Raw genomic sequence first — 23,611 nt, 5'->3', positions numbered from 1 at the left:
ATCGATAGCGAGGAAGAGCATGAATATGAAGATGAATGAACCATCAGCCTGGATGACTCCAGAATTAGAAAGTTTTCGCGACACGACGCGCCGTTTTATCAACAGCGAGATCCTGCCGCATCAAGACGCCTGGAAAAAGCAGCAGTATGTCGATCGTCAGCTTTGGAATAAGGCCGGTGAAATGGGCATGCTGCTGGCCGATATCCCTGAAGAATACGGCGGCTCGGGCGGTAACTTTGCCTATCAGTGCGTGGTGTTTGAAGAGCTGGCAAGTGCCGGCGACTCCTGTTTCGGTATCCACGTGCACGCCATCGTCGCCCATTACCTGTTAAACCAAGGTACTCAGGCCCAGAAAGAAAAATATTTGCCGAAATTAGCCAGCGGCGAGATGGTGGCGGCGATCGCGATGTCGGAGCCGGGCGCCGGTTCCGATCTAAAAGGCATACGCAGCAGCGCCTTGCGCGATGGCGATGCCTATGTCCTCAATGGCTCCAAAACCTTCATCTCTAACGGTTATCTGGCCGACCTGATCGTGGTGGTCTGCAAAACCGATCCCGAGGCCGGTGCTAAGGGTGTCTCTTTGCTGCTATTGGAAACCAAGGATTGCGCGGGCTTTAGGGTCGGGCGCATACTCGAAAAAATCGGCCAGAAAGGGCAGGATACCTGCGAGTTGTTTTTCGATAATATCCGCGTGCCGGTAGAAAACATTTTGGGCGGGGTAGCAGGCAAAGGCTTCAGTCAATTAATGACCGAGCTACCGTATGAGCGCACGATACTAGGCGTGGGCGGCGTGGCAACGATAGAGCGCGCCTTACGTCTGACGGTAGAACACTGCAAAGAGCGTAAGGCGTTTGGCCAGGCGCTGATAGAGATGCAGAACACGCGTTTTGTACTGGCAGAAATCAAGACCGAAGCGACCGTCGCGCGCACCTTCATCGACCGCTGTATCGTCGATATGATAGAAGGGCGCATGGATGCAGAATTGGCCTCGATGGCGAAATACTGGATTTCCGATTTGCAGTGCAAAGTGGTCGATCAATGTCTGCAATTGTTTGGCGGCTACGGCTACATGCTGGAATACCCGATCGCACAAATGTATGTGGACGCCCGGGTGCAAAAGATTTACGGCGGTGCCAATGAAGTCATGAAAGAGATCATCGCCCGCTCACTGTAATAGCTTTCCACACTAAGGAAATAGCATGGCCGGACCGTTAGCAGGATTACGCGTAATAGAAATGGTGGGCCTCGGCCCCTGTCCGTTTGCGGCCATGATGCTGGCCGACATGGGCGCTGAAGTGATACGGATAGACCGTAAAGCAACTCCCGGTGCGGCGAATCCTTTCCCTATGTTGGGGACCAAATTTGACGTGATGGCGCGCGGCCGCCGCTCGCTGGCGCTCGATCTCAAGCAGCCCGAGGCGCGTGAACTGTTGCTCGATCTGGTGGCGCAAGCCGACGTCTTGATCGAAGGTTTCCGGCCCGGTGTGATGGAGCGTCTGGGGCTGGGTCCCGAACCCTGTCAGGCGCGCAATCCCAGTCTGGTGTATGGACGGATTACCGGTTGGGGCCAGACCGGCCCACTGGCCAAAGCGGCCGGCCACGACATTAACTACCTAGCGCTCAGCGGCATGTTACAAGCTATGGGGCGTGCCGACACGCCACCGTCACCACCGCTGAATCTGGTCGGTGATTTTGGCGGCGGTGCCATGATGCTGGCCTTTGGCGTAGTGTGCGCGTTGCTGGAGGTACGCACTTCTGGCAAGGGTCAGGTCATCGATGCTGCCATGGTAGAAGGCTCAGCTTTGCTGGGTGCAATGATTTACGGCTTTCGCGCCTTCGGTGCATGGAGTGATCAGCGCGGTGCCAATCTGCTCGATGGCGGCGCGCATTTTTACGATACCTACGCCTGCGCCGATGGCAAATTTATTTCTATCGGGGCGATAGAACCGCAGTTTTACGCCTTGTTATTGCGTCTGTGCGAAATCAGCGATCCGGCTTTTGATACGCAAATGGATGTTACGCAATGGCCGGCGCTGAAACAAAAAATCGCCGTCATTTTCCAGACTAAATCGCAGCAAGAGTGGTGCACCTTGATGGAAGGCAGCGAAGTCTGTTTTGCTCCGGTATTGGATATGGCGGCCGCTCCGCAGCATCCGCATAATCAGGCACGCGCCAGCTTTATAGAGGTCGACGGCGTCAGCCAGCCTGCCCCGGCTCCGCGTTTTAGCCGCAGTATCCCCGAAGTCAGTGCCCCGCCGGCCGCCCCAGGGCAACACAGCGAGGCTATCCTCACCGACTGGAAGATTGCGCCGGAACGGATTGCCGAGCTATTGGCTAAAAAAGTGATTTAAGATCGCGCAGCTTGATGTTTGATTGATGACCACAGTGAGGCGAAAATAAAGATGACGCCGATTAATCCGGTAAAGATTTCCGGGATGTGGTATTTGATACTGGCAAACATGATTAAGGCCAAAATGCCGATGGCGTAATGCGCCCCATGTTCAAGATACACATATTTTTCCAGAGTGCCCTGGCGCACCAGATAAACCGTCATGGCACGTACAAACAAGGCGCCGATGGCGAGACCAAGCATGATTAAAACCACATCGTTAGTGATTGCAAAAGCGCCGATGACACCATCAAAAGAGAACGACGCGTCCAACACTTCCAGGTAGAGAAAACCGCCTATACCACCGCGCTTTACGGCATCACCGAGGTTGATGCCAGTGATTTCCTCTTTCTCTAGTAAGCTGCTCACAAAATCGACACCGACATAGGTGATGATGCCCCACACACCAGCTAACAAAACCGCCAACTGTTGTGCAGCGCCGACCAGAGTAATACTCGATAACACAACAGCTAAAGCGATCAAAACTGGCACCGAGCCTATTTTGCCAAATAAGGCGAGCTTTTCTTCGATATGACCCAACCAGTGCTGCTCTTTTTTCTCGTCCAAAAGAAAATTCAGAAATACCAGTAACAGAAAGACGCCGCCAAACGCCGCCACTTCTGCATGGTTAGCACTTAAATGATTAGAAAATTCTTTGGGATTATGGAGCGCCAGTCGCACCACTTCCGGCATGCCAAGATCGGCTGTCTGCGCCACGATCAGCAGCGGAAACAGCAAGCGCATGCCAAACACCGCCAATACGATGCCCAAGGTTAAAAACAAACTTTGCCAGTAGGCGTCCCAATTTTTTAAGATAGACGCATTCACCACGGCATTATCGAAAGAAAGCGAAATTTCTAGTACTGCCAAAATCAGTGTAATACCGAGTGCCGTGGCAGCCGCTGTCACTCCGCCATGGGTATAGCCCCAAAACCCCGCCACGGCCAGGCAGGCTAGCGAAATCAGGATAGAAAACTGGAAGTGCCGCATGCATGTCCGATCAAGGCAGTAAAAAAGGAGACAGCAAAGAGTGACATACAAAGGCTTTTTTACGCAAATTTAATCGAATAAAAGCATCCACAAGCAACTTTAAAATACCGATCTAGGGCCATACGAAGTAGATTGCGTTTCAGTATGCAAGGGAACAATACGCTGTCCCTGCGCTTTCAGGTGTGCAATTTAGGACGTGACCACTTGCATTGTTGACTAAAAAGCGCCCCTGCCATTACGCATATACCATGCGGCTTTCCAGCCTATGTGCCTGAAGAAGCGCATGGAATATGCGCGCTGGGCCTGGCCGGTTTTAAACATAAAAATGTATTAAAAAGCCAGCACCGGTATGCAAAAAAACTTCGCTGCTTTTGATCGCCGCTGCAGATTTTGGCGCGATACAACAAAACGCTTGTCATGAACGCGCAATACGCCGGCCGCTATCAGTCTCTACACTAGTTTTAAAAAACATACGCCAATCATGGCAAACCACACCAAAAGAGAGAGAGACGAGAGAACATGGATAGGCGAAATTTTATACGCAGCGCAATGTATTTTACGGTGGCCAGCGCAACGCTCGGTCTGAGTGCCTGTGGCGGCGGAGAAACGGGTAGTGCGGAAGGCACGTTTTCCTTCCCTTTAGGAGTCGCCAGCGGCGATCCTAAAGCCACTAGCATGGTGTTCTGGACACGCTGCGTTGGTCCGGCTGCCCAATTGTCTATACCCCTGCGCTTAGATGTATCTACTTCAGCTAAATTTGAAACCGTGGTTGCCTCGGTGCCACTTTCGGCCAGCAATCTCTACGATTTCACGGTGCGCGCCAAAGTCACTAATTTGCTGGCCAGTACCGTGTATTACTACCGTTTTGTCAGCGGCCTTGACAGCAGTGTGGTAGGTCAGAGCAAGACTGCCCCAGCTGCCAGCAGCACTCCGGCACAGTTGAAATTTGCCTGGCTCACCTGTCAGGACTGGAGCGTAAATCACTGGTCGGCCATGGATTTACTGGCGGCCGAAGAGATAGACTTCATGGTCCATCTGGGCGACTATATTTACGAAACCGTAGGCGCCTCGTTCCAGACTGCGCAAGCAGAAGCCGCACACACCCGCATCAGCTTGCCGAACGGTTTGGCTGTGCCGGCCGGCGGCACTTACGCCAACAGCGTAGAAGATTACCGCACCCTGTACCGCACCTATCGCTCCGATCCGCGTCTGCAAGAATTGCATAGAAAATTCCCTATGATCGCGATCTGGGATGACCATGAATTTTCGGATGACTGCTGGCAGGATCATCAAACTTATACCAATGAAAATAAACAGGAAACCTCACGCCGGCGCAATGCGAATCAGGCTTGGGTCGAGTACATGCCTATCGATTTCGGCGATGTCTCGTTTGACCTGAACAATAGTAGCTACCAGAATATCCGCATCTATCGCGACTTCCAATTCGGTAGCCTGATGCACCTGGTGATGACCGATGAACGCCTGTACCGTGACGATCATGCGGTCGATGAAGCGGCGATCGCCCAGGCGTTGGGGCATAATCCGGTGACCGGTAACGATTCCATCGGTGCGCGTTATTTTGTGCCGCAAACCATACTCAAACAGTTTGAAGGTCTGGATACTTTTGCGCTGCAACATGCACCTAGCATACTCGGCGCCACCCAGACTCAATGGTGGAAAGACACGCTCAAAGCCAGCAGCGCAGCCTGGAAAGTGTGGGGCAATGAGGTCACCCTTAACCGCATGTGGGTAGATTTGCGGGCTGCGGCACCGGCCCCGTATAACCAGGTGTATATCGTCAATGCCGACGCCTGGGATGGTTACCCTAGCCACCGCGCCGAGCTGATGGGTTATCTGAAAACCGAAAACATCAAGAACGTGGTGGCGATCACCGGCGACTTGCATGCTTTCCAGTGCGGCACCATCCGCGATAATCCTGATCCTGCGATCGGTACTCCGGTGGCAGTCGATTTCGTCGCAGCCGGCATCAGCAGCAGTTCTTTCTACAATTACCTGAAAGCCGGTGCCAGCGGTACCCCACTAGAACCCTTGGTGGCGACACCGGCCACATTTGATGCGATCATTCGTGGAAATAATCCTGATTTCGCCTACGTCGATCATGACGCTCAGGGTTACGCGGTAGCCACGGTGACTGCCAGCTCGTTTACGGTGTTGTTCAATAAAGTGAAGCCGCTCAATGCCGATGGCAGCAAGCCGGCCCAGCCTTTACTTAAGCGCACCCGCATCAGCCTGGCTTCAGGTTCGACTTCTCCGCAAGTGACAGACAACGTCTAGTCCTTAGCATCACCACGCCGGGCGTCTTGTTTTCAAAAAACAGGGCGCTCTGGCCAGGTCTCAATTTTTCATTTGAGGTATTCGTCAATCCTATCCGGGTTTACAATACTGCACGATGCCGCGCGGTGATCCCCTGCGGTTTTTTTCATGGGCTAACAAGGACCTATCATGCACCTGACCCCCTTTCACTACGTCGTTGCCGCCTGCGCGTTGGCGGCCAACCTGGCGCAAGCCGCCCCAACAGCGACCACGCCCCCTGCCACCGTACGCCTGGACTATATGCATAGCGGCAATGCGCTCAATGAGCAATATGCGATAGAGCGCGTGGTGATAGAAGCGCTGCCATGGCCGGGCAATCTGGCACGCAATTTGGACGATAGTAATCTGGGCGTGAACCGCGTCGAAGTGGTCGATGCCAAAACCGGCGATCTGTTGTATTCACGTGGCTTTTCGACGATTTTTGGCGAGTGGCGCAGCACCGAAGAGGCGACTCGTAGCAGCCGCGGCTTTCAGGAATCGGTGCGTTTCCCTAAGCCGGACAAGCCAGCACGGGTGCGTATCCTGAAACGCGATGAGCGCAATGCCTTCTCGGTGGTGTGGAGCGTCGATGTCGATGCCGATGCGCCGGACGTCATCCGTAAACAAACGCCGGCACCGGTAAAACCAATAGCCATCCGCGTCAATGGTCCCTCATCAGAAAAAGTCGATCTGCTGATCCTGGGCGATGGATATACCGCCGCCGAAATGGGCAAATTTGAAGCCGATGCACGGCGTTTGTCCGAGCATCTGTTCAAGGTCTCGCCCTTCCGTGAACGCGCCAGCGACTTTAATGTCTGGGCCATGGCACAGCCAACTCAGGAGTCAGGCGTGTCACGCCCATCCACTGGCATGCATCACTCATCTCCGCTGGGCACGCGCTACGACATTTTCGGCAGTGAGCGATATGTGCTGACCACCGACAACCGGGCACTGCGTGATCTGGCGCAGTACGCGCCTTACGAATTCATCGAGATACTGGTGAATAACGACACCTATGGCGGCGGCGGTATCTTTGGTCAGTTCAGTACGGCAGCGGCCAGCAACGATTGGGCCAACTATTTATTCGTACACGAATTTGGTCACCACTTCGCCGGTCTGGCCGATGAATACTACACGTCGCCTGCGGTCTACCTGCCGTCCGACAGTCGTCAGGAACCATGGGAACCGAACGTCACGGCGATGCGCGATCCTGCATTGCTGAAGTGGAAAAATAAAGTCAAAGCTGGGATCGCCCTACCAACACCGTGGCCCAAAGAAACCTATGAAGAACATGCACGCATCTATCAAAAGCGCCGTACCGAATTGCGTGCCGGCAATCGCCCGGAGTCAGAAATGAACGCGCTGTTCACAGAAGACCTGAATTACAACAATGCCCTGTTTTCTAAGGCCCCGCATCAGCATACGGTAGGTGCATTTGAAGGCGCTAATTACGAAGCAAAAGGTTACTATCGTCCAGAGCTGCAATGCCTAATGTTTGATCGCAGTACCAGCTTCTGTGGGGTCTGCCAGGACGCAATCAGTAAGGTGATCGACTTGTACACGAAGAACGCGGCAGTTAAATAGTCACTTTAGCCGGTACATACCTACTCACTGTTGTCGCGTTAGCCTTGCGTCGTCCTGTAAAAAAGCCCGTCGTGCATTTGCACCTCGGGCTTTTTTACAACAATCGAATCCAACTAATGTATAAATTCCTTAAAAGAAACTCTGAGGTATTACCAAAACATCACCTGGGCGTACCGGCACATTGGCGGAAATATCACCGTCTTTGATAAGATCGCTCAAGCGCACACTAAGTTTCTGTTGTTTTCCGTCGACGCTACGGATGATATTGGCTTTGTTTCCAGATGCAAATTCAGTGATGCCACCGACCGCAATCAAAACATCCATCAAAGACATGCCTTCACGATACGGTAAAGCCTGAGGTCTGGCCGCCTGTCCTATCACACGAATCTGCTCTTGGTAGGGACCAATAAAGCCTGTGACTATGACAGTCACTACCGGTTGCTGTATGAATTTCGCCAGCGCTTTTTCAATATCTCGCGCCAGCTCAGTTGAAGTTTTCCCCATCGCAACGACATCCTCTACCAAGGGCGTAGTGATTTTTCCATCCGGTCTGACCGTAATTGTCGAGGACACCTCGGGATTGCGCCAAACCACCACATTCACACTGTCACCAGGGCCTATCAAATAATCATGTGCGGCCGCCATAGGCGTCGCCACTGGAGCCGCCATATCGGAAGTGGTTGCACATCCACTCATCATTAAAAAAGTAAAAGAGGTAGCAATAAATGCAAACCATTTTGAAGTTTTGTTAGATAGCGTATTCACATTAATTCCTTATATGCGATGAAGAATTCTCATGGTCAAACATCCGACACAAGTTAGCACGAGTGCATGATAGTAACATCATGCGAATGAATAAAATTGTTTCAACAACATGTATTTTTATAAAATTAATTCAAGCCATTCTTAAAAAATTTCCTCAGCGAAATGAAAAACATTTTATCCCGCAACAACCGCTTGATCTAATCAATCAAAGGTCAATTCCGAGCCGCTCTTCCTCAACATAAGTAAATATTTCAGCGAATATGTAGGTTAGTATTACAAATACTGCCACAAAAAAAGACGGGTATAAAGAATTCTATCCTTAAGCATTTAAGCAACTTAATCTTGAATGTTTTGAAAAAAATTTCAAAAAAATAAAACCTTTCACACAACCCGCAATATTTGCTATTTTTATACATTTCATAATATGATTTGCTCAGAAAGTCATGTCAATATAGCGAATATGATGGTAAATTACTACTATTTAGTTTAACTCACACGGAGAATTTGAAAAGATGGAGGAGTTGCTTTCACAGTTACAATCCCTTGTGAGGGGCGGATGGAAGTATCGCTGGTATGCTGTAACGATCGCGTGGATAGTGTCAACAATAGGTTTTATTGTTGTCTATAAATTACCCGATAATTTTCAAGCTTCCGCCAGGGTATTTGTCGATACACAAAGTATATTAAAACCTCTACTTTCCGGGATGACTTCAGTTCCCAACGTGGAGCAACAAGTTTCAATTATGAGCAGAACCCTGCTCAGCCGCCCGAACGTCGAGCGAGTAATGCGTATGGTCGATCTGGACATCCGTGCGAATACCGGAAAAGATCGAGAACGCATGATTGACGACCTGATTGCCAAAATCAAGATAGGCGGCACCGCACAAAATGATATCTATTCATTGGCCTTTAGCGATGAAAACCCAAAGCTGGCAAAAGATGTAGTCCAGGCCTTGTTGACTATTTTTGTTGAGGGTAGCTTCGGTGATAAAAAGCAAGACTCAAACAAAGCGGTAGTATTCATTGACGGCCAAATAAAAATTTATGAAGAAAAATTGATCGCGGCAGAAAACGCCTTGAAAGATTTTAAACTGAAAAACATGAATATATTGCCTCGTCAGGGCAGTGACTCCAGTACTAAACTAAGTGAGATGACCGACAGTCTTAGTCAGGCGAGGCTAGAATTATCGGAAGCAGTCCAAGCCAGAGATGCCATCAGACGAGAAATTTCGAATGCGGAAAGTGCTTTAAGACCAAGCAACCCTGTGCTCGCACCCAACCCGGAAATCGATGACAGGATTCTGGCACTCAACAAAAATCTGGATTCTTTGCGTTTACAATTTACCGATCAGCATCCCGATATTCTGTCGACCAAGCGCCTAATTGCGCAATTAGAGGCACGTAAAGCTGAAGAAGCCAAAGTAAGAAAACCGAGCTCAGAAATAACCACGAGCAATCCTTTATTCCAGCAACTAAAAATATCCTTATCTGTCGCGGAAGCGCGGGTTGCATCGATGCACGCACGCACTGATGAATATGCGAGAAGGATCGCAAGACTGCAGGTGTTAAGTAATGCAGCACCTGAAATTGAAACGCAACTTTCGCAATTGAATCGTGACTATCAAATTAATAAAGAAAATTACGAAAAATTGGTTGCGAGTAGAGAGTCTGCCAAATTGTCAGGGGATTTGAATACAACCACAGAAATGATGACATTTAGGGTGATTGATCCACCGTCTGTCCCGCTAACGCCAGCAGGCCCACCTAGACTAAGATTGTTTTCTTTAGTATTTGCTGCGGCCCTGGCAATAGGACTGGCAGGTTCTGTTTTAATGAGCAAAATACGCCCAACTTTCCTCAGCCATATTGACTTACTCGAAGCCACCGGTCTACCTATTTTGGGCACCATTTCTATGAAATGGACTAGCGCAGAACAGGCAAGACAAAGGAAGAGTTTATATGCGTTTGGATTATCCACTTTTGTGCTGTTGACGTTTTATGCGGCGCTGATGGGCTTTATTTATTTCAAGTCATAATTTGAGACTTACAAAAACGAAATTTTTTGTAAGCGGCAGATTGTTTTTACTTTTGCTGATCAAAGAAGGATCAGAGAGCGAATATTTTTGGAGTTAGCGTGAGTATTATCGAAAAAGCAGTAGGTAGACTTGAGCCAAACAAAGCAAACGCGGCACAGCCTGTCGATGCGCCGATTGCCACACCAGCAGTCGAAAGAAAACTCGAAGTTTTCGCAGAAAAAAAAGCCCTCGTGGACGAGTTTGGCAAAGCCAATACCAGAAAAGTTGAAATTGATATCGAGCAGCTACATAGGCTAGGTATGGTCACTCCAGATGGCGCGAGAACTAGTATCGCTGAAGAGTTCCGACTGATTAAACGGCCTTTGATAGAAAAGGCTTTTGGTCAAAAAGGAAAACCTATACACCATGGAAATCTCATCATGGTAGCCAGCTCGCTCCCTGGTGAAGGCAAGACGTTTTGCGCTGTGAATTTAGCAATTAGCATGGCAATGGAATTGGATCACACCGTTTTATTGGTCGATGCCGATGTGGCGCGTCCCTCAGTTCCTCGATATCTGCAAATACGTGCAGAATCAGAGGCGTCTGAAATTGGCTTAATGGACGTGCTGCTCGACGATAATTTAGATCTTGCGGACGCCATGTTAAAAACAAATATCGATAAATTGACGTTACTCAGGGCTGGGCGAAGCCATCATCGAGCAACCGAGTTACTTGCTAGCCAAAGCATGATTGCGCTTCTGAGCGAAATCGCTGATCGCTATCCTGATCGCCTGATTATTTTTGACTCGCCACCATTATTGTTGACTAGTGAGGCCAGAGTTTTGGCGAGTCAAATGGGGCAAATCGTCTTAGTTGTTGAAGCTGAATCAACCACACAGCATGCAGTTAAAGAAGTATTACATCAATTAAAAGCCTGTCAGAACGTCAATCTCATATATAACAAAGCGAAGACACTCTCAAACGGGGATTACTATGGACGCTACTACGGCTAAGAATTTTAGCGTTTTTAGAAACGTTAGATGTTCTGCAGTCTTCATTATTTCTATTATTACTGCAGCCAATGCCCTAGCTGCAGACTGGAAGTTCGTCCCGACACTTGATTTCACTGAGACCTTTTCTGACAACTATAAATTGACGAAAACTGGGACTGAAGAAAACGCCTTTATTACACAAATAATTCCTGGGATTTTAATAAATGCGACTGGGCACAGACTAAAATTTCAAACCACATATCATCTTCAAAACACTCATTACTCGGGTTCAAATAACGACTCCAAGACTGATCATCTTTTATCTGCAAACGCCAACGCGGTATTATCGGACGATCTTTTTTTTTTAGATGCTAATGCCAACATTACACAACAAAATCTTAGCCCGTTCGGGCAAGTAACAAACAACAATATTAACTTAACAAATAACCAAACTGAAGTTCGGACGTATAGCGTTTCGCCCTATTTTCGTAGGAAATTTGACAATAACTTTATAGCCGAATTACGCTATACACGTGACTCGGTTTCAAGCGACACTCAGCTCTATTCAAACAGTAAGGGCGATAGTTTTCGCGCTAATATCAATAGCGGCTCGGCATTCAAATCCGTCAAATGGGGTGTGAACTATAATCGTCAAGAAATAGATTTTGAAAAACAAATTCCGCTGAATACAACGATGACCACAGTCAACTTCGACTATGCGATTTCATCTTTAGTTAAATTAACGAGCACCTATGGATACGAAAATAATAGTTATTTCTACCAGGGTTCTCAGGCATCAGGATATTTTGGAACTCTAGGCTTTGCCTGGACGCCCAGTGAGCGTACCAATATTATGTTCAATACCGGTCATCGTTTCTACGGAAAAACAAATGCGCTAACCATCAGTCAACGGGCACGTTTGAGTGTATGGAGCCTGGGGTATAACGAAGACGTAACCACAACCAGAGCCGAATTCCTTATTCCAGCAGGGAACAATACTTCAGGCTTCTTAAACCAGCTTTGGCAAACCAGCATACCAGATCCGATACAAAGACAAAAAGTTGTCGACAGTTTTATCCGTGACTCAGCACTTCCATCTTCCTTGTCGCAACCGATAAACACATTCACCAATCAGGTATTTTTACAAAAGACACTGCTTGCCTCTGTTGCCATGACCGGAGTACAAAACACTGCGATATTGAGCTTTTTTGATTCTAGCCGTGATCCTCTGTCAAAAACAGCAAATTCGACCCCGCTTCCTCTAACACAAGGCATAGTCAACCAAACTGGAATGAATGCCTTGTGGCATGTGCAATTCTCTCCGAGAACCAATGCAAATCTGAATTTTGGCTACACGAAGTCCGAGGACTTGCTTACTGGAATAAAGGATACTTTCAAAACGCTGAGACTGTCTCTTTCCAGACAATTACAGCCAAAATTGAATGCCATGCTGGAAGCTAGGCATGTGCAAAAAAATTCCAATTTTGTGCAAACGAACTACGATGAAAATGCCATCACCTTATATTTATTTTTAGGTTTTTAGCGGAGGTGGTCACAGATGTATGAGTCATACTATGGTTTTACTGCCAAGCCATTTCAATTAAAGCCAGATCCACGGTTTTTCTTTGGCAGCAAAGGGCATAAACGTGCAATGGCATATTTAGAATATGGCATTTCACAAGGCGAGGGTTTTATAGTGATCACTGGCGAGGTTGGGGCCGGAAAAACGACCTTAATGCGAAACCTGTTTTGTGCGCTAGAACCCGACCGAATATTGGCAGCGCAAATCGTCAATACACATGTCGGCTCAGATGATATTTTGAGATTGGTTGCGGCCGCATTCGGACTCGAGTATGAAGATGCTAGCAAGGCGGCACTCTTGACCAGATTAGAACAGTTTCTAAGGCAGTGTGACAGGCAAGGTAAGCGCGCATTATTAGTAGTCGACGAAGCTCAAAATTTGACACCACGTGCAGTCGAAGAATTACGCATGCTCTCCAACTTTCAAACCGAGGACCGTTCTTTGCTGCAGACATTTTTGCTTGGACAGCCAGAATTTCGGCGGACTTTATTGAGTGGCGACATGCAGCAATTATTGCAAAGGGTCATCGCCAGCTATCATCTTGGCCCTCTCGATCTGACTGAGACTCAGTCATATATTGAACATCGCTTACATACCGTAGGTTGGAATAATGACCCCAGCTTAAGTAGTAAGGCATTTTCAGAAATTTATGAATACACCGGTGGTATTCCACGAAAAATTAACTCTTTATGTGACCGTCTATTCTTGATGGGATACCTGGAGGAATATCATGCTTTTGACGAAGCTGAGATAAAACAAGTCATTGCAGATATCCGCCAGGAATTTGAACTGCCGGCTAAAATTTCCTTGCCTAGCCCAAGTATAAATAAATTATCCGACGAAAAAGAACTGTCGCTGGCGAGTTTAGAAAGCGTGGACGACCGATTAGGAAAAATGGAACGATCTATTGCATCCATGATAGACGCACTAAAAAAAATGCTTCCTTCGACAAAAGCTAACCAATCATCCGAGAGAGATAGTTGATGGACCAATCTAGTACAGCGCCCCACAGCATGATTTGCATCGTCGCTGCTCGCCCAAATTTCATGAAGATCGCGCCCATAATGGCGGCGTTAAAAAAATTTAAGCCGAGGATAAATGTGAGTTTAGTCCATACAGGACAACATTATGATGTCGCAATGAACGAACAATATTCCCAAGCACTGGGAATCTCTAATCCAGACATCAATTTGGAAGTAGGTTCTGGGACTCACAAAAATACTATCTATTGAACTAATGCCTCACTCCGAAAAAAACAGGAAAAAAGTTGGCACTCCTATGATACGCAACGCAATGACGATTGATGTAGAGGATTATTTTCAGGTCTCAGCTTTTGCGGCTCATATATCGCGAGAACATTGGACTACATTGCCGTGTAGGGTTGAGGAAAATGTGGCTCGAATACTTTCTTTACTTGATCAATCAGGAGTGAAGGCAACCTTTTTTACACTAGGTTGGATTGCTGAGCGATATCCTGAAATGATAAAACGCATAGTTAATGAGGGGCATGAGCTGGCTAGTCACGGCTACTCACACCAGAGAGCAAGTGAACAAACAGAGTCCGAATTCTATGATGATGTAAGCCGGAGTAAGGCCCTATTGGAGCAGATCAGCGGCCAAGTTGTGTTGGGTTATCGCGCGCCTAGTTTCTCTATCGGCAGCAATAATCTTTGGGCTCTGGATGTCCTCTTGAATGCGGGCTACAAATATAGTTCAAGTATTTACCCGATCAAGCATGACCATTATGGGATGCCACATGCACCAAGATTTGGTTTTTATCCAAATGGTAAAGATGGTTTACTTGAGTTGCCGATTACAACCTTGCGTGTCATGCGGAGAAATTTTCCAGCCGGAGGTGGTGGATATTTTAGACTATTTCCTTACCAGATGTCGCGCTGGTTATTGAAACAAGTTAATCAACGTGATCGCCAATCTGCCATATTCTACTTTCATCCTTGGGAATTGGATCCTGATCAGCCTAAGCAACAAAACATAGGATTTAAGACTCGTTTTCGCCATTACGTAAATCTCCATCGAACCGAGAATAGACTTAGAGCATTGACCAAGGATTTCCATTGGGATCGTATGGATAGAATTTTTTTAAGCAATAAATGAATACAAATATGGAAGCACCGTCCGATCACTCAAACGCTGCATGCAATAGGGTCCCTGTTGAAATTCATTTGATGCAACCGAAAGACATGGATCGTTGGGACGGCTTTGTTCAAAACTGTTCAAAGGCAAGTTTTTTTCATAGAGCTGGCTGGCAAACAGTAATAGAACAAGCGTTCGGGCATAAAACTTGGTTTTACTACGCGGTGGCGGAGGGGCAGATTGTCGGAATATTGCCTTTGGCAGAGATCAAAAGTATTCTTTTTGGGCACTCCTTAAGTTCGCTGCCTTTTTGCGTCTACGGTGGCGTAGTTGCTACCACTGAAGATGCAAAAAATGCGCTCAATCAGGCCGCGATTGCGCTTGCCGAAACACTGCACGTAGGCCATCTTGAATATCGTCATATTCAAGCACAAAACCCAACCTGGCTGTCAAAGGAACTGTATGTCACGTTCCGAAAGAGAATTGAAACTGAAGAAGAAGCGAATATGCTCGCGATTCCTAGGAAACAACGTGCCATGGTGCGCAAAGGAATAAAATTTGGACTAAGCAGTGAATTGGACCAAGATATTAATCGCTTTTTTCACGCCTATTCGAGCAGCGTTCATCGCTTGGGTACTCCAGTATTCTCAAAGAAATTTTTCCGTCTCCTCAAAGAAACCTTTGCTGACGACTGCGAAATCATGACCATAGTTAAAGATGATCGAACGATTGCAAGTGTCATGAGCTTTTATTTCAAAGATGAAGTACTGCCCTACTATGGAGGGGGCACTGCCGAAGCTCGCGAACTTGCTGGTAACGATTTTATGTATTGGGAATTAATGCGAAGGGCTTGTGCACGTGGCATTAAGGTATTTGATTTTGGACGTAGCAAATTAGGGACAGGCGCATTCGATTTTAAGAAAAATTGGGGATTTGAGCCGGAACCTCTTCATTATGAATATAGACTGCAATTATCTAAGGCTATTCCTGAGAATAACCCTCTCAATCCAAAATATCAGCTATTTATAAAACTGTGGCAACGTATGCCAATCACGTTTGCAAATTTAATCGGTCCACATATAGTGAAAAATTTGGGCTAAACAATGAAGCAAAACAAAGAACACTTATTGCTGCTGGTGCACCGCATTCCCTACCCTCCGAATAAGGGTGACAAAATTCGCTCCTATCATTTATTGCAGCATTTGTGCAAAACACATATCGTTCATCTCGGCACATTTGTGGACGATGAAAATGACATCAAGTATATTGAAACAGTAAAAAAATTGTGTGGGGAAACTTATTTTTCTAAACTACGGCCGAGCTTCGCCAAATTGGCTAGCGTCACTGCTTTAGTGAAGAATAAGGCTTTATCCTTAGATTACTATCGTAGCCCCTCCATGCAAACCTGGGTCAAAACCACGATTAAAAAACACGCAATAAGCAAAGTGATGGTTTTTTCGTCATCGATGGGTCAGTTTGTCGAAAATATACCTGGCATGCTGCGTATTATAGATTTCGTCGATATTGATTCTGACAAATGGGAACAATATTCGGCAAAAAAATCATGGCCAATGAGCTACCTTTACCGACGAGAAGCGCGTACTTTACTGACTTATGAAAAAAAACTGGCGAATATGTTTGACGCCTCCTATTTTGTATCTCAGGCTGAGTCCGATTTGTTTAAGCAACTTGCTCCAGAAAGTGCAAAAAAAATAAGCTACTTTAATAATGGGGTAGACACGGATTATTTCTGCCCGAAAACTCATTATGAAAATCCCTATTCATCAAGCGAAAAAGTAATTGTTTTCACAGGAGCGATGGATTACTGGCCAAATATTGATGCAGTTCAGTGGTTCGCAAATGAAGTGTTTCCCTCTTTACTATTGCAGCACCCTACTGCAATATTTTGCATTGTCGGAGCCCGTCCATCAGAGCAGGTTACGCAATTGGACAAGCTCCCAGGAATACGCGTGACTGGTACAGTTCCTGATGTTCGTCCTTTTATCGCGCATGCGCACGCCGCAGTAGCGCCACTACGCATCGCTCGCGGAATTCAAAATAAAGTACTCGAAGCGATGGCAATGGAAAAAATAGTTGTTGCTTCTAAACAAGCGCTAGAAGGGATAGACGTTATTCCTGGCGAGGGGTTATTGCTAGCCAAGAACTCCGAATGTTTTACTAAAATTTTGTCAGAGTTACTAAAAGAAAATCATCCGGGCGATGCTCCCATTGCACGCCATATTGTTGAAACAAAATATAACTGGGCTCACAACTTATCTGTGCTTGATTCTGTACTTGATAATGCTAGTTCAACTGCTTACGCTCAAAAAACCTCGTAGGCGTCGTAGTATTTCAGAAAATCCTGAGAGCTCCGCTTCGAATTCAATTGCAGATATATTTTCACCATCCAAGAAACGATTTAGCTCTAATAATGGTGTAGTTACGTAATTTAAGCCTGGCTTACATGTAGTAGCTGAAATAATTCCATACTCGGCTAACCATGGAAGGTATTCTTTACTATAGATACCGCTAGGATAGCAAAAGTGCTCGAGGCGATGCGGGACAAACTTTTGTATGCTATCCCTATTTTCCTTCAATTCCGTTTCTAATCCAGATTTAGAATTACCACCCAAATTATGTCTATGAGTATGTAGCTGGATATCTACGCCGCTTTCATACATAGCCCTTATTGTCTGCATATCAAGCAGATAAAATAAATTGGACTGCTCAAAAGCCCCCCTATCTATCCCTAATATTGAGGCCAAACTTCCTACGAAACTCTGAACCTCCTCAGCAGTTGTTAGGCTTTCGGCAAAATCTATCAATTCATCCGCTAAACTATTAGGGTCATTCTTGGTCGAACGAAGATTGGAATCGCTGGTAAAACCATTGATCAAAGAAAGATCAATCTCAGTCTTTTCTGTTTTCCACAACAGATAGCTTACTGCGACATTCATGACCTGAGTCTGTTTTTCCGCATAGTAGCTTGTCAAGTATAAAGTCCAATCGAAATTGTGCTCCTTAAATAATGGCCAAGCAATACTTTCTACTCCTTGCCAACCGTCATCAAGAGTAAATACTATGGAGTCATGTAACTTTTGTCCGGATTTCAGCATATTCACCGCCTTCTCCAGACTAAGTACGGTAAACCCCATCTTTGCAATTTTCTCCAAGCGCTGTTTAAACAAATCCCTGGTCATAAACAACTTTGGTCGAAAAAGATGCTCATCAGATGTAGAAAAACCGTGATAGCACAAAATTCTCAAGCCATCCGCAGTAAATTTTCGTGACAAACTAAACAAACCCAAATATTTAGAAATCGACAAAATGACTATTTTTATCTTTAGCACAACTATCCTTTGAAATTACCTAATCACATAATTATCAACTGCAAAACAAAGAAAAAAAAATCTTAACAAAATTGCTAATATTGCATTCTTAAAAATCTTCACTTTCGGTTAATTATTTCAAAAATACGCTTTGACGCAATTACCCAACATTCTCTATTTTCTCGAATAGTTGCTCTAACATCAAACCATCCATAAAAAATTTTGTCGCCCAATTTGGATATCTGTAGGTCATATAACCGCCACCGATAGGATGAGAACCTTTAATCGCACCTCTGATTCTTAGGTCGTCTGAACTCAAATTTTGTATGCTCATATTAAATCGATTTGCTTTTTTCGCATGAAGAATCAATTCTTTATCACCAGTCAATTGCGCTAATCGAAACCAATTGATAGCCATTTGCGAATTTCCGGTAATGCAACTCCAGGCCACAGTGGTTTTCCAGTCTGGCGAGTAATAGGCATTTAAAGCGCCATCTTCTCTCTGACAGAGAGCAACATGCTTCGCCATTTTGTGCGCTTTTTCAATGAAGTCGCTCCGTTCTGCAGCAACACCAACTTCAAGTATTCCTCGTATCGAATAAGCAATAGTATGCGTCAATGCCGTTAGGTCAAAATTTTCAGAAAGACAATTATCTGGTAACCAATCATTAGTTTGAGCACGCGATAAAGTCCAATCAACATTGGCAATTGCTGCGTCGAGATATTCAGTTTTACCTATTGCTTGATATGCTCTAACTAGACCAAATGCGGAACGGGTATTGTAACTATTCAGTTTAGACGAGGTAAATGGCGACGAAAAACGTCGCCAGGCACCATCCTTGTCCTGCGCGGCAACTAGCCAATCTGAACCTTTGATCAAGGAAGTTTTAAAACGCTCGTCACCGGTTTCTAGCCAAGCTTTAGCCCAACCGAAAAGTACTTGTCCCGTGTTGAATATGGTAGGCGCCACAATCTCCGCATCGATCATTCCGGCACGAACACCACCATCCGCTAATTGAATTTCCGACTCCCAAACTGCCATCCGTGTAGCTGCTTCAGCGTATTGTGGGAGATTGTAATATTTCGCATAGTCATAAAGCGTAGGAATAGCATAGCCCGTAGTTTCAGGATACGATGCCAGCCATTTTTTTTCCCGTATATCATAACTATGAGCGATGCCATCATCAGGAGTTGCAGATTGCGCATATAAAAGCCAATCAGCTGCTGCCTGTAAATGATCTTCAATTGGATGAACGGATTGCCGGGGAGTTGTAAATTTCTCTTTTGTAGCTTGTATCAAATATTGCATAAACACATCCCATGTTGTTCACGAATAGATGCCAGAGCACTTTTGCTTCTATCGAGAAGAAATAAAAATTATTAATAAATTAATTAGTTTTACATTTTACATTTAGTGATGTAATTTTTAACCATCTATTTATTTTTTTGATCTTTTAAAGCATGCGTATAGCGTGGCAATAATTTTTGGAATGCCCAATAAAATAGCTGTCTTCGAATGTCAAAAGGAAGAGCATATCGATGTAAGGGCTGAATTATTAGCTCTATTAAACTTTTTAACCGATAGGAAAAATATCCGCTAACCAGTGCAATATGATTCGAAAACTGCCATATTTTACGCAAAATTTGATCCGAAAATTTTGGATTTAATGAATGCTGTGACGTAAATTCTAAGAATTCTTGCAGAGACTCAGATCCAAAATACCAGTCCAGTTTTTCGCTAATAAAAGATCGACTCATTACCCTCTTTTTCTGGCCAAAACTTGTACGCTCTATTCCTGCCTCCTCCGCGATACGGCGACAAATTGGTCTATCATAATCACCACCTATAGACCAAGCATTCATCTCAGGCGAATTTGATATGGCTACAATATCACTATGTGCCCGACAACCAAAAAAAGGCATGGGCATATGAATAAAACCAACCCGCAATCTGAATTCTTCCAGATCACCACCGCTAGGATCTCCACGGATGATTTGATCTGAAATATGTTCGCAATTTTTATCCCATACTTTATCGCCATGAAAGCCAGAGATAAAGACTTTTCCTTGAAGCAGATTTTCAAATGGAGCAAAAAATGCATCTTCTCCACCGGTACCTAATGACAAAAATTCACTTTCCTTATTAATTGTTTTATATGCGACACGAGAAAATTCTTTGACTTTCAAACCAAGGGTTTCAGCTATTACGGCACCATTGTCGTTATAGGGCTCTTCAGAATCTGGATTAAACAACGTAATTGCATCTTCACATCCCGCTTCTTTTGCTAAGACAGAACAAGTGACAGAGTCATATCCTCTGGAAATTGACACTAACGGTTTAAATTGTTGTAAGCGATCAGGTAAATTAGCGTTTGTAAAAAGCGCATTTAAGCAATTGGCCAAAAAATTTCTATATTCGGAAAATGTAGCAAATTTAGGGCAAGCTGATTTTTCCAGTTTTCGAATTTCAAGATTTTTTTTAATTAAAATATTACAATGACAATACATTTCTATTCGAGAATCGCCTTCGAGCGGTAAACTTTTTGTCGCTTTGTCGAGCCCATTGATTATTGAGGAGATGTCATCTCGATAAAAAAGGTAATTTGTTTTTAGTGACTGTTCAGATGATGCAACAACAAAGGCCATCGAGTTTGAGGCCCAAAGTATGTTGTTCAATTTGATAATATACACACGTGCCACAGTATTACTAGGGCATGCGATGAACAACTGCTCACCTTGAATAGACCCACCACTCGCAATACATACAGGCGAATCCAGCATAGCTATTGCGGTTAAATTTCCACTCCAGCAACCTTCGTAAAAAAAATCAGAATGGCGATCTATTCCAGACCCATGCATAACATCGACCTTTGTAGCTCCTTCCTCAATACGCAAACACCAGGCAAGCATAGGCAATGCGAGTATTTCATTAAACACAAAATTCATTGTTTAGCATTCCTATCTATGCTTTTTCGCACTTGAATGATTCTGTCTATATAAATATATCAATCGCAGATTGGTGCCGCTACGTCCGGTAGTTTTCTAAACGAACATGGAAATTGAAACGAAATTTGTATAAAACCGAGTAAGTAAACAAGTTAAAGAGGCACAGAATAAATACATGAGGTTGATGAAACTAATTTACCCAAACTCTATTAAATTGAGCGCTAGCTATGGAGTCCTATTTCATTTAATGTGATTTGTAATATTTTGCAAACCGCCTCAATTTCCTCCGAAGTCATATTCGATCCACACGGCACTCCTATCAAACGTAAAGATAAATTCTCGGAATTTTTTGTATTTTCTGAATGAAAACTTTTGTAGCCTAGACGACTCCCTACTCCTTTTATTTTTAACTTTTCTTTAACCGTTTTAAGATCGACCATTTCTGGTAATTTAAGCATGATCCGCGCTAAATATCGACCTTCTTGATATTGCGGAAATTCGATCATTTTGGAATTCTTTAAATTTCCATAATAAAGTTCCGCAACGCGAATTTTTTCAATTTTGATTTCAGCCAACTTCGCAAGTTGAACCAAGGCAATACCAGCTTCCAAATTACTGATCATTGAGTGCTGATTATTTTCATCACTACGCCGTCCAACTCCCCAAAGCAAACGGCATAAGTAATAATAAGAATTACCCGTGAAAGCGCTCCAAAGATAATTCCAAAAAAAATCAATCAATGCATTTATTCGGTTTGATGATGGAGGCAAAGTCTCCATCATCAATTTCGCGGCATCACTGTGTCGTATGTTATTGATGATCAGCGCGCCGCCAGAGCCTCTAATTCCAGTGACTATCGTCTTTGATTGTGCAAAGCTTAGGATGCCGACATCGCCAAAAGTCCCCAACAAACGACCATTGTTAGTGCTTACCCCCATCACCTGTGCTGCGTCATCAATTAGAAAAATTTCGGCGTCTTTACAGATCTGTTCGATTTGTTCAATTTTTGCGGGACATCCATACATATGCGGAGCAATTACGGCCAAGGTCCAAGGGCTAAAAGCAGCATGCATCGCCATTGGATCCAAATTAAAATCATCTTCCACATCTACACTTACAGCTATCAGTCCGCATGCGTGAATTGCTTGCACAACACTTGGACAAATGTACGCCGGAATAATGACTTGATTGCGTTCTGGACGTACGCCATGAAAAATTTTTAGCGCGACCTCAATTGCGTGATGTCCGTAGTTACTCAGATATATTTGCGAAGGTGAGTAATATTCAATCAGTTGCCTGCTTAAGGCAGATAAATGCTTTCCCTGATTTATTTTCCCCGAGAGAATGCAACGCAATATCACTAAGTATTCAGTTTTTGACCACTCAGCAAACGACAGACGATAATGCTTCACACCTTCTGCCTTAAACGGTTATGCAGGCGGGCCAGCATAAAATCAAACCAAGGCAAGGGGTCATTCCAACGCCAATAAGAATCAATTGATTTATATGGTAGTGATCGCGAATCGGCGACCTTGCCCCCCTCCTCAAATGACCAACGATCGCTCAAGGCATCACGCCAAATTCTAGGCGGCTCTATTTTTTTAACAAGCGGAGCGGGTAAACTACACTCATACGAATATGCAGAGAATGGTAAATTATTCCCATTAACAGTTGCAACTTCCTGCTGGAAATCCGTTCTGGCAACAGTTGGCTCAACCATATAGAATCGACCATCACGTGCATCACGTTTGTACTCCATGCTTCCCATACCGGTAAAACCTACCTTTTTAAAGAAGTCACTTGTCGTTTTTGTTAACTCGGCTTCATATTCTCTAGCGGCAGTACAACTGGCAGTGCCACCTATACGCGGAGGCCAAGACCGTATCTTGCGTCCAGCGAATGAACTTATTACCTCTCCCTTTTCACCTATGTATTGCAAACAAAAATATATCTCCGCATCGCTGCCCTCTATCCATTCCTGCACCACCATATCAGCTAGCACGGGTTCGATTTCTCGATACATTTTAGTTGTCTCAGCAACAGAATTGAGTTTATAGGCCTTCTTAAATCGCTCTCCGTATACATAACTTTTCTTGCTAGGCTTTAAAACACAGGGAAAAGTAAGTGCATCCAATTTGCTCAGATCATCTAGTCCTTCCAATCTAACGGTTCTCGGAATCAACGCGCCAGAATCCTCTGCAAGTGCTTGAAAGCCCTGTTTATGCATCAACTGCATCAAGCGGGTATGCACAGGCAAACGAATAAAGTGATTTTTCGGAAGTCTATCCCTTTGCTCGGAAACGGTATTTATGGTCTTTTCTTCTGTTAAAAAAAGCATACATGGACCATCCACTTCCTGTGATAGTCGTATAAGACTACCGATAAGCTCTTGACCTTCCAACGCCGGCACTTGCAATTTGTGACCATACCTCGAACGCATTGCTGGAGAATACAAATCTGTGTCCAACACCAATATTGGTACGCCGACCGATCCCAGACTGCGAACAATCCCCAAAGCGTTAATACCGCCACCGATGACGATCGCGGTAGTGTTAAATTTATTGGTTTGCTTAGGCAATTGAACCTCTATTTATAATAGTGTCGTGTTCACG

The 23,611-nt window shown here is 45.2% G+C and carries 19 protein-coding genes; 12 read left to right on the top strand and 7 right to left on the bottom strand.

Translation table 11 applies throughout. The annotated features are described in order from the left end of the window. Positions 1-19: 19 nt before the first annotated feature. Entirely contained in the window at positions 20-1,174 is a 1,155-nt protein-coding gene (locus ACO0K8_RS07105) for an acyl-CoA dehydrogenase family protein (RefSeq protein WP_422945954.1), read from the top strand. 25 nt (positions 1,175-1,199) lie between these two features. Next, positions 1,200-2,351 carry a CaiB/BaiF CoA transferase family protein gene (locus ACO0K8_RS07100; protein WP_422945953.1) on the top strand — a complete coding sequence of 384 codons (1,152 nt, stop codon included), beginning with the start codon at positions 1,200-1,202 and terminating at the stop codon, positions 2,349-2,351. Here the strand turns inward: ACO0K8_RS07100 and ACO0K8_RS07095 are convergent. Then, positions 2,348-3,379 carry a DUF475 domain-containing protein gene (locus tag ACO0K8_RS07095; RefSeq protein WP_422945952.1) on the bottom strand — a complete coding sequence of 344 codons (1,032 nt, stop codon included), beginning with the start codon at positions 3,377-3,379 and terminating at the stop codon, positions 2,348-2,350. The two genes, ACO0K8_RS07100 and ACO0K8_RS07095, sit on opposite strands and share 4 nt — an antisense overlap. A 519-nt stretch (positions 3,380-3,898) precedes the next feature. On the opposite strand from ACO0K8_RS07095, the gene ACO0K8_RS07090 reads away from it, so the two are divergent. Both ACO0K8_RS07090 and ACO0K8_RS07085 read left to right on the top strand, forming a co-directional pair. Beyond that, the gene (locus ACO0K8_RS07090) at positions 3,899-5,674 is read left to right on the top strand and encodes an alkaline phosphatase D family protein (protein WP_422945951.1); all 1,776 of its coding nucleotides are present in this window, start codon (positions 3,899-3,901) and stop codon (positions 5,672-5,674) included. A gap of 168 nt (positions 5,675-5,842) precedes the next feature. Continuing rightward, the gene (locus ACO0K8_RS07085) at positions 5,843-7,276 is read left to right on the top strand and encodes a M64 family metallopeptidase (protein ID WP_422945950.1); all 1,434 of its coding nucleotides are present in this window, start codon (positions 5,843-5,845) and stop codon (positions 7,274-7,276) included. A 129-nt stretch (positions 7,277-7,405) separates the two neighbouring features. Here the strand turns inward: ACO0K8_RS07085 and ACO0K8_RS07080 are convergent, their stop codons facing one another. Beyond that, positions 7,406-7,945: an XrtA/PEP-CTERM system exopolysaccharide export protein gene (locus ACO0K8_RS07080; RefSeq protein WP_422946258.1), complete on the bottom strand. Its 540-nt coding sequence runs from the start codon at positions 7,943-7,945 to the stop codon at positions 7,406-7,408. Between the two features lie 608 nt (positions 7,946-8,553). Here ACO0K8_RS07080 and ACO0K8_RS07075 point away from each other — a divergent pair. From ACO0K8_RS07075 to ACO0K8_RS07040, 8 genes are all read left to right on the top strand, one after another. Next, positions 8,554-10,077, top strand: coding sequence for an XrtA system polysaccharide chain length determinant (locus tag ACO0K8_RS07075; RefSeq protein WP_422945949.1), 1,524 nt, complete (start codon positions 8,554-8,556; stop codon positions 10,075-10,077). 98 nt (positions 10,078-10,175) lie between these two features. Continuing rightward, positions 10,176-11,069 (top strand): XrtA-associated tyrosine autokinase, encoded by an 894-nt coding sequence (locus ACO0K8_RS07070; protein WP_422945948.1) that lies wholly within the window; start codon positions 10,176-10,178, stop codon positions 11,067-11,069. Then, positions 11,050-12,591: a TIGR03016 family PEP-CTERM system-associated outer membrane protein gene (locus ACO0K8_RS07065; protein WP_422945947.1), complete on the top strand. Its 1,542-nt coding sequence runs from the start codon at positions 11,050-11,052 to the stop codon at positions 12,589-12,591. The genes ACO0K8_RS07070 and ACO0K8_RS07065 overlap by 20 nt, the downstream gene beginning before the upstream one ends. Before the next feature lie 15 nt (positions 12,592-12,606). After that, positions 12,607-13,614: an XrtA/PEP-CTERM system-associated ATPase gene (locus tag ACO0K8_RS07060; protein ID WP_422945946.1), complete on the top strand. Its 1,008-nt coding sequence runs from the start codon at positions 12,607-12,609 to the stop codon at positions 13,612-13,614. Further along, positions 13,614-13,862 carry a UDP-N-acetylglucosamine 2-epimerase gene (locus ACO0K8_RS07055; RefSeq protein WP_422945945.1) on the top strand — a complete coding sequence of 83 codons (249 nt, stop codon included), beginning with the start codon at positions 13,614-13,616 and terminating at the stop codon, positions 13,860-13,862. The genes ACO0K8_RS07060 and ACO0K8_RS07055 overlap by 1 nt, the downstream gene beginning before the upstream one ends. A gap of 46 nt (positions 13,863-13,908) precedes the next feature. Further along, the gene (locus ACO0K8_RS07050; protein ID WP_422945944.1) at positions 13,909-14,745 is read left to right on the top strand and encodes an XrtA system polysaccharide deacetylase; all 837 of its coding nucleotides are present in this window, start codon (positions 13,909-13,911) and stop codon (positions 14,743-14,745) included. After that, positions 14,742-15,824 carry a FemAB family XrtA/PEP-CTERM system-associated protein gene (locus tag ACO0K8_RS07045; RefSeq protein ID WP_422945943.1) on the top strand — a complete coding sequence of 361 codons (1,083 nt, stop codon included), beginning with the start codon at positions 14,742-14,744 and terminating at the stop codon, positions 15,822-15,824. The genes ACO0K8_RS07050 and ACO0K8_RS07045 overlap by 4 nt, the downstream gene beginning before the upstream one ends. Positions 15,825-15,827: 3 nt before the next feature. Further along, the gene (locus ACO0K8_RS07040; RefSeq protein WP_422945942.1) at positions 15,828-17,063 is read left to right on the top strand and encodes a TIGR03087 family PEP-CTERM/XrtA system glycosyltransferase; all 1,236 of its coding nucleotides are present in this window, start codon (positions 15,828-15,830) and stop codon (positions 17,061-17,063) included. Here the strand turns inward: ACO0K8_RS07040 and ACO0K8_RS07035 are convergent. The 5 genes from ACO0K8_RS07035 to ACO0K8_RS07015 all read right to left on the bottom strand — a co-directional run bounded on the left by ACO0K8_RS07035 (position 17,034) and on the right by ACO0K8_RS07015 (position 23,577). Next, positions 17,034-18,050 (bottom strand): polysaccharide deacetylase family protein, encoded by a 1,017-nt coding sequence (locus ACO0K8_RS07035; protein WP_422945941.1) that lies wholly within the window; start codon positions 18,048-18,050, stop codon positions 17,034-17,036. The two genes, ACO0K8_RS07040 and ACO0K8_RS07035, sit on opposite strands and share 30 nt — an antisense overlap. Positions 18,051-18,213: 163 nt before the next feature. Continuing rightward, a complete protein-coding gene (locus ACO0K8_RS07030; protein ID WP_422945940.1) occupies positions 18,214-19,362 on the bottom strand; it encodes a hypothetical protein in 1,149 nt (382 codons plus the stop codon). A 125-nt stretch (positions 19,363-19,487) separates the two neighbouring features. Next, a complete protein-coding gene (locus tag ACO0K8_RS07025) occupies positions 19,488-20,999 on the bottom strand; it encodes a hypothetical protein (RefSeq protein WP_422945939.1) in 1,512 nt (503 codons plus the stop codon). Between the two features lie 221 nt (positions 21,000-21,220). Beyond that, positions 21,221-22,411 (bottom strand): DegT/DnrJ/EryC1/StrS family aminotransferase, encoded by a 1,191-nt coding sequence (locus ACO0K8_RS07020; protein ID WP_422945938.1) that lies wholly within the window; start codon positions 22,409-22,411, stop codon positions 21,221-21,223. After that, positions 22,408-23,577: a carboxylate--amine ligase gene (locus ACO0K8_RS07015; RefSeq protein WP_422945937.1), complete on the bottom strand. Its 1,170-nt coding sequence runs from the start codon at positions 23,575-23,577 to the stop codon at positions 22,408-22,410. The genes ACO0K8_RS07020 and ACO0K8_RS07015 overlap by 4 nt, the downstream gene beginning before the upstream one ends. Positions 23,578-23,611: the final 34 nt, after the last annotated feature.

This window comes from Undibacterium sp. Ren11W, from assembly GCF_049340485.1.
Lineage (GTDB): Bacteria > Pseudomonadota > Gammaproteobacteria > Burkholderiales > Burkholderiaceae_D > Undibacterium.
The sequence above is the reverse complement of the archived record's forward strand: the minus strand, read 5'-3'. Positions and strand labels throughout refer to the sequence as shown.

What these genes read in the sequence shown, in the direction of transcription:
- ACO0K8_RS07055 (WP_422945945.1), top strand. Translation starts at nt 13,614, where the DNA reads ATGGACCAATCTAGTACAGCGCCCCACAGCATGATTTGCATCGTCGCT.
- ACO0K8_RS07025 (WP_422945939.1), bottom strand. Translation starts at nt 20,999, where the DNA reads ATGAATTTTGTGTTTAATGAAATACTCGCATTGCCTATGCTTGCCTGG.
- ACO0K8_RS07080 (WP_422946258.1), bottom strand. Translation starts at nt 7,945, where the DNA reads ATGGCGGCTCCAGTGGCGACGCCTATGGCGGCCGCACATGATTATTTG.
- ACO0K8_RS07040 (WP_422945942.1), top strand. Translation starts at nt 15,828, where the DNA reads ATGAAGCAAAACAAAGAACACTTATTGCTGCTGGTGCACCGCATTCCC.
- ACO0K8_RS07060 (WP_422945946.1), top strand. Translation starts at nt 12,607, where the DNA reads ATGTATGAGTCATACTATGGTTTTACTGCCAAGCCATTTCAATTAAAG.
- ACO0K8_RS07045 (WP_422945943.1), top strand. Translation starts at nt 14,742, where the DNA reads ATGAATACAAATATGGAAGCACCGTCCGATCACTCAAACGCTGCATGC.
- ACO0K8_RS07085 (WP_422945950.1), top strand. Translation starts at nt 5,843, where the DNA reads ATGCACCTGACCCCCTTTCACTACGTCGTTGCCGCCTGCGCGTTGGCG.
- ACO0K8_RS07090 (WP_422945951.1), top strand. Translation starts at nt 3,899, where the DNA reads ATGGATAGGCGAAATTTTATACGCAGCGCAATGTATTTTACGGTGGCC.
- ACO0K8_RS07030 (WP_422945940.1), bottom strand. Translation starts at nt 19,362, where the DNA reads ATGCAATATTTGATACAAGCTACAAAAGAGAAATTTACAACTCCCCGG.
- ACO0K8_RS07100 (WP_422945953.1), top strand. Translation starts at nt 1,200, where the DNA reads ATGGCCGGACCGTTAGCAGGATTACGCGTAATAGAAATGGTGGGCCTC.
- ACO0K8_RS07095 (WP_422945952.1), bottom strand. Translation starts at nt 3,379, where the DNA reads ATGCGGCACTTCCAGTTTTCTATCCTGATTTCGCTAGCCTGCCTGGCC.
- ACO0K8_RS07050 (WP_422945944.1), top strand. Translation starts at nt 13,909, where the DNA reads ATGATACGCAACGCAATGACGATTGATGTAGAGGATTATTTTCAGGTC.
- ACO0K8_RS07105 (WP_422945954.1), top strand. Translation starts at nt 20, where the DNA reads ATGAATATGAAGATGAATGAACCATCAGCCTGGATGACTCCAGAATTA.
- ACO0K8_RS07065 (WP_422945947.1), top strand. Translation starts at nt 11,050, where the DNA reads ATGGACGCTACTACGGCTAAGAATTTTAGCGTTTTTAGAAACGTTAGA.
- ACO0K8_RS07075 (WP_422945949.1), top strand. Translation starts at nt 8,554, where the DNA reads ATGGAGGAGTTGCTTTCACAGTTACAATCCCTTGTGAGGGGCGGATGG.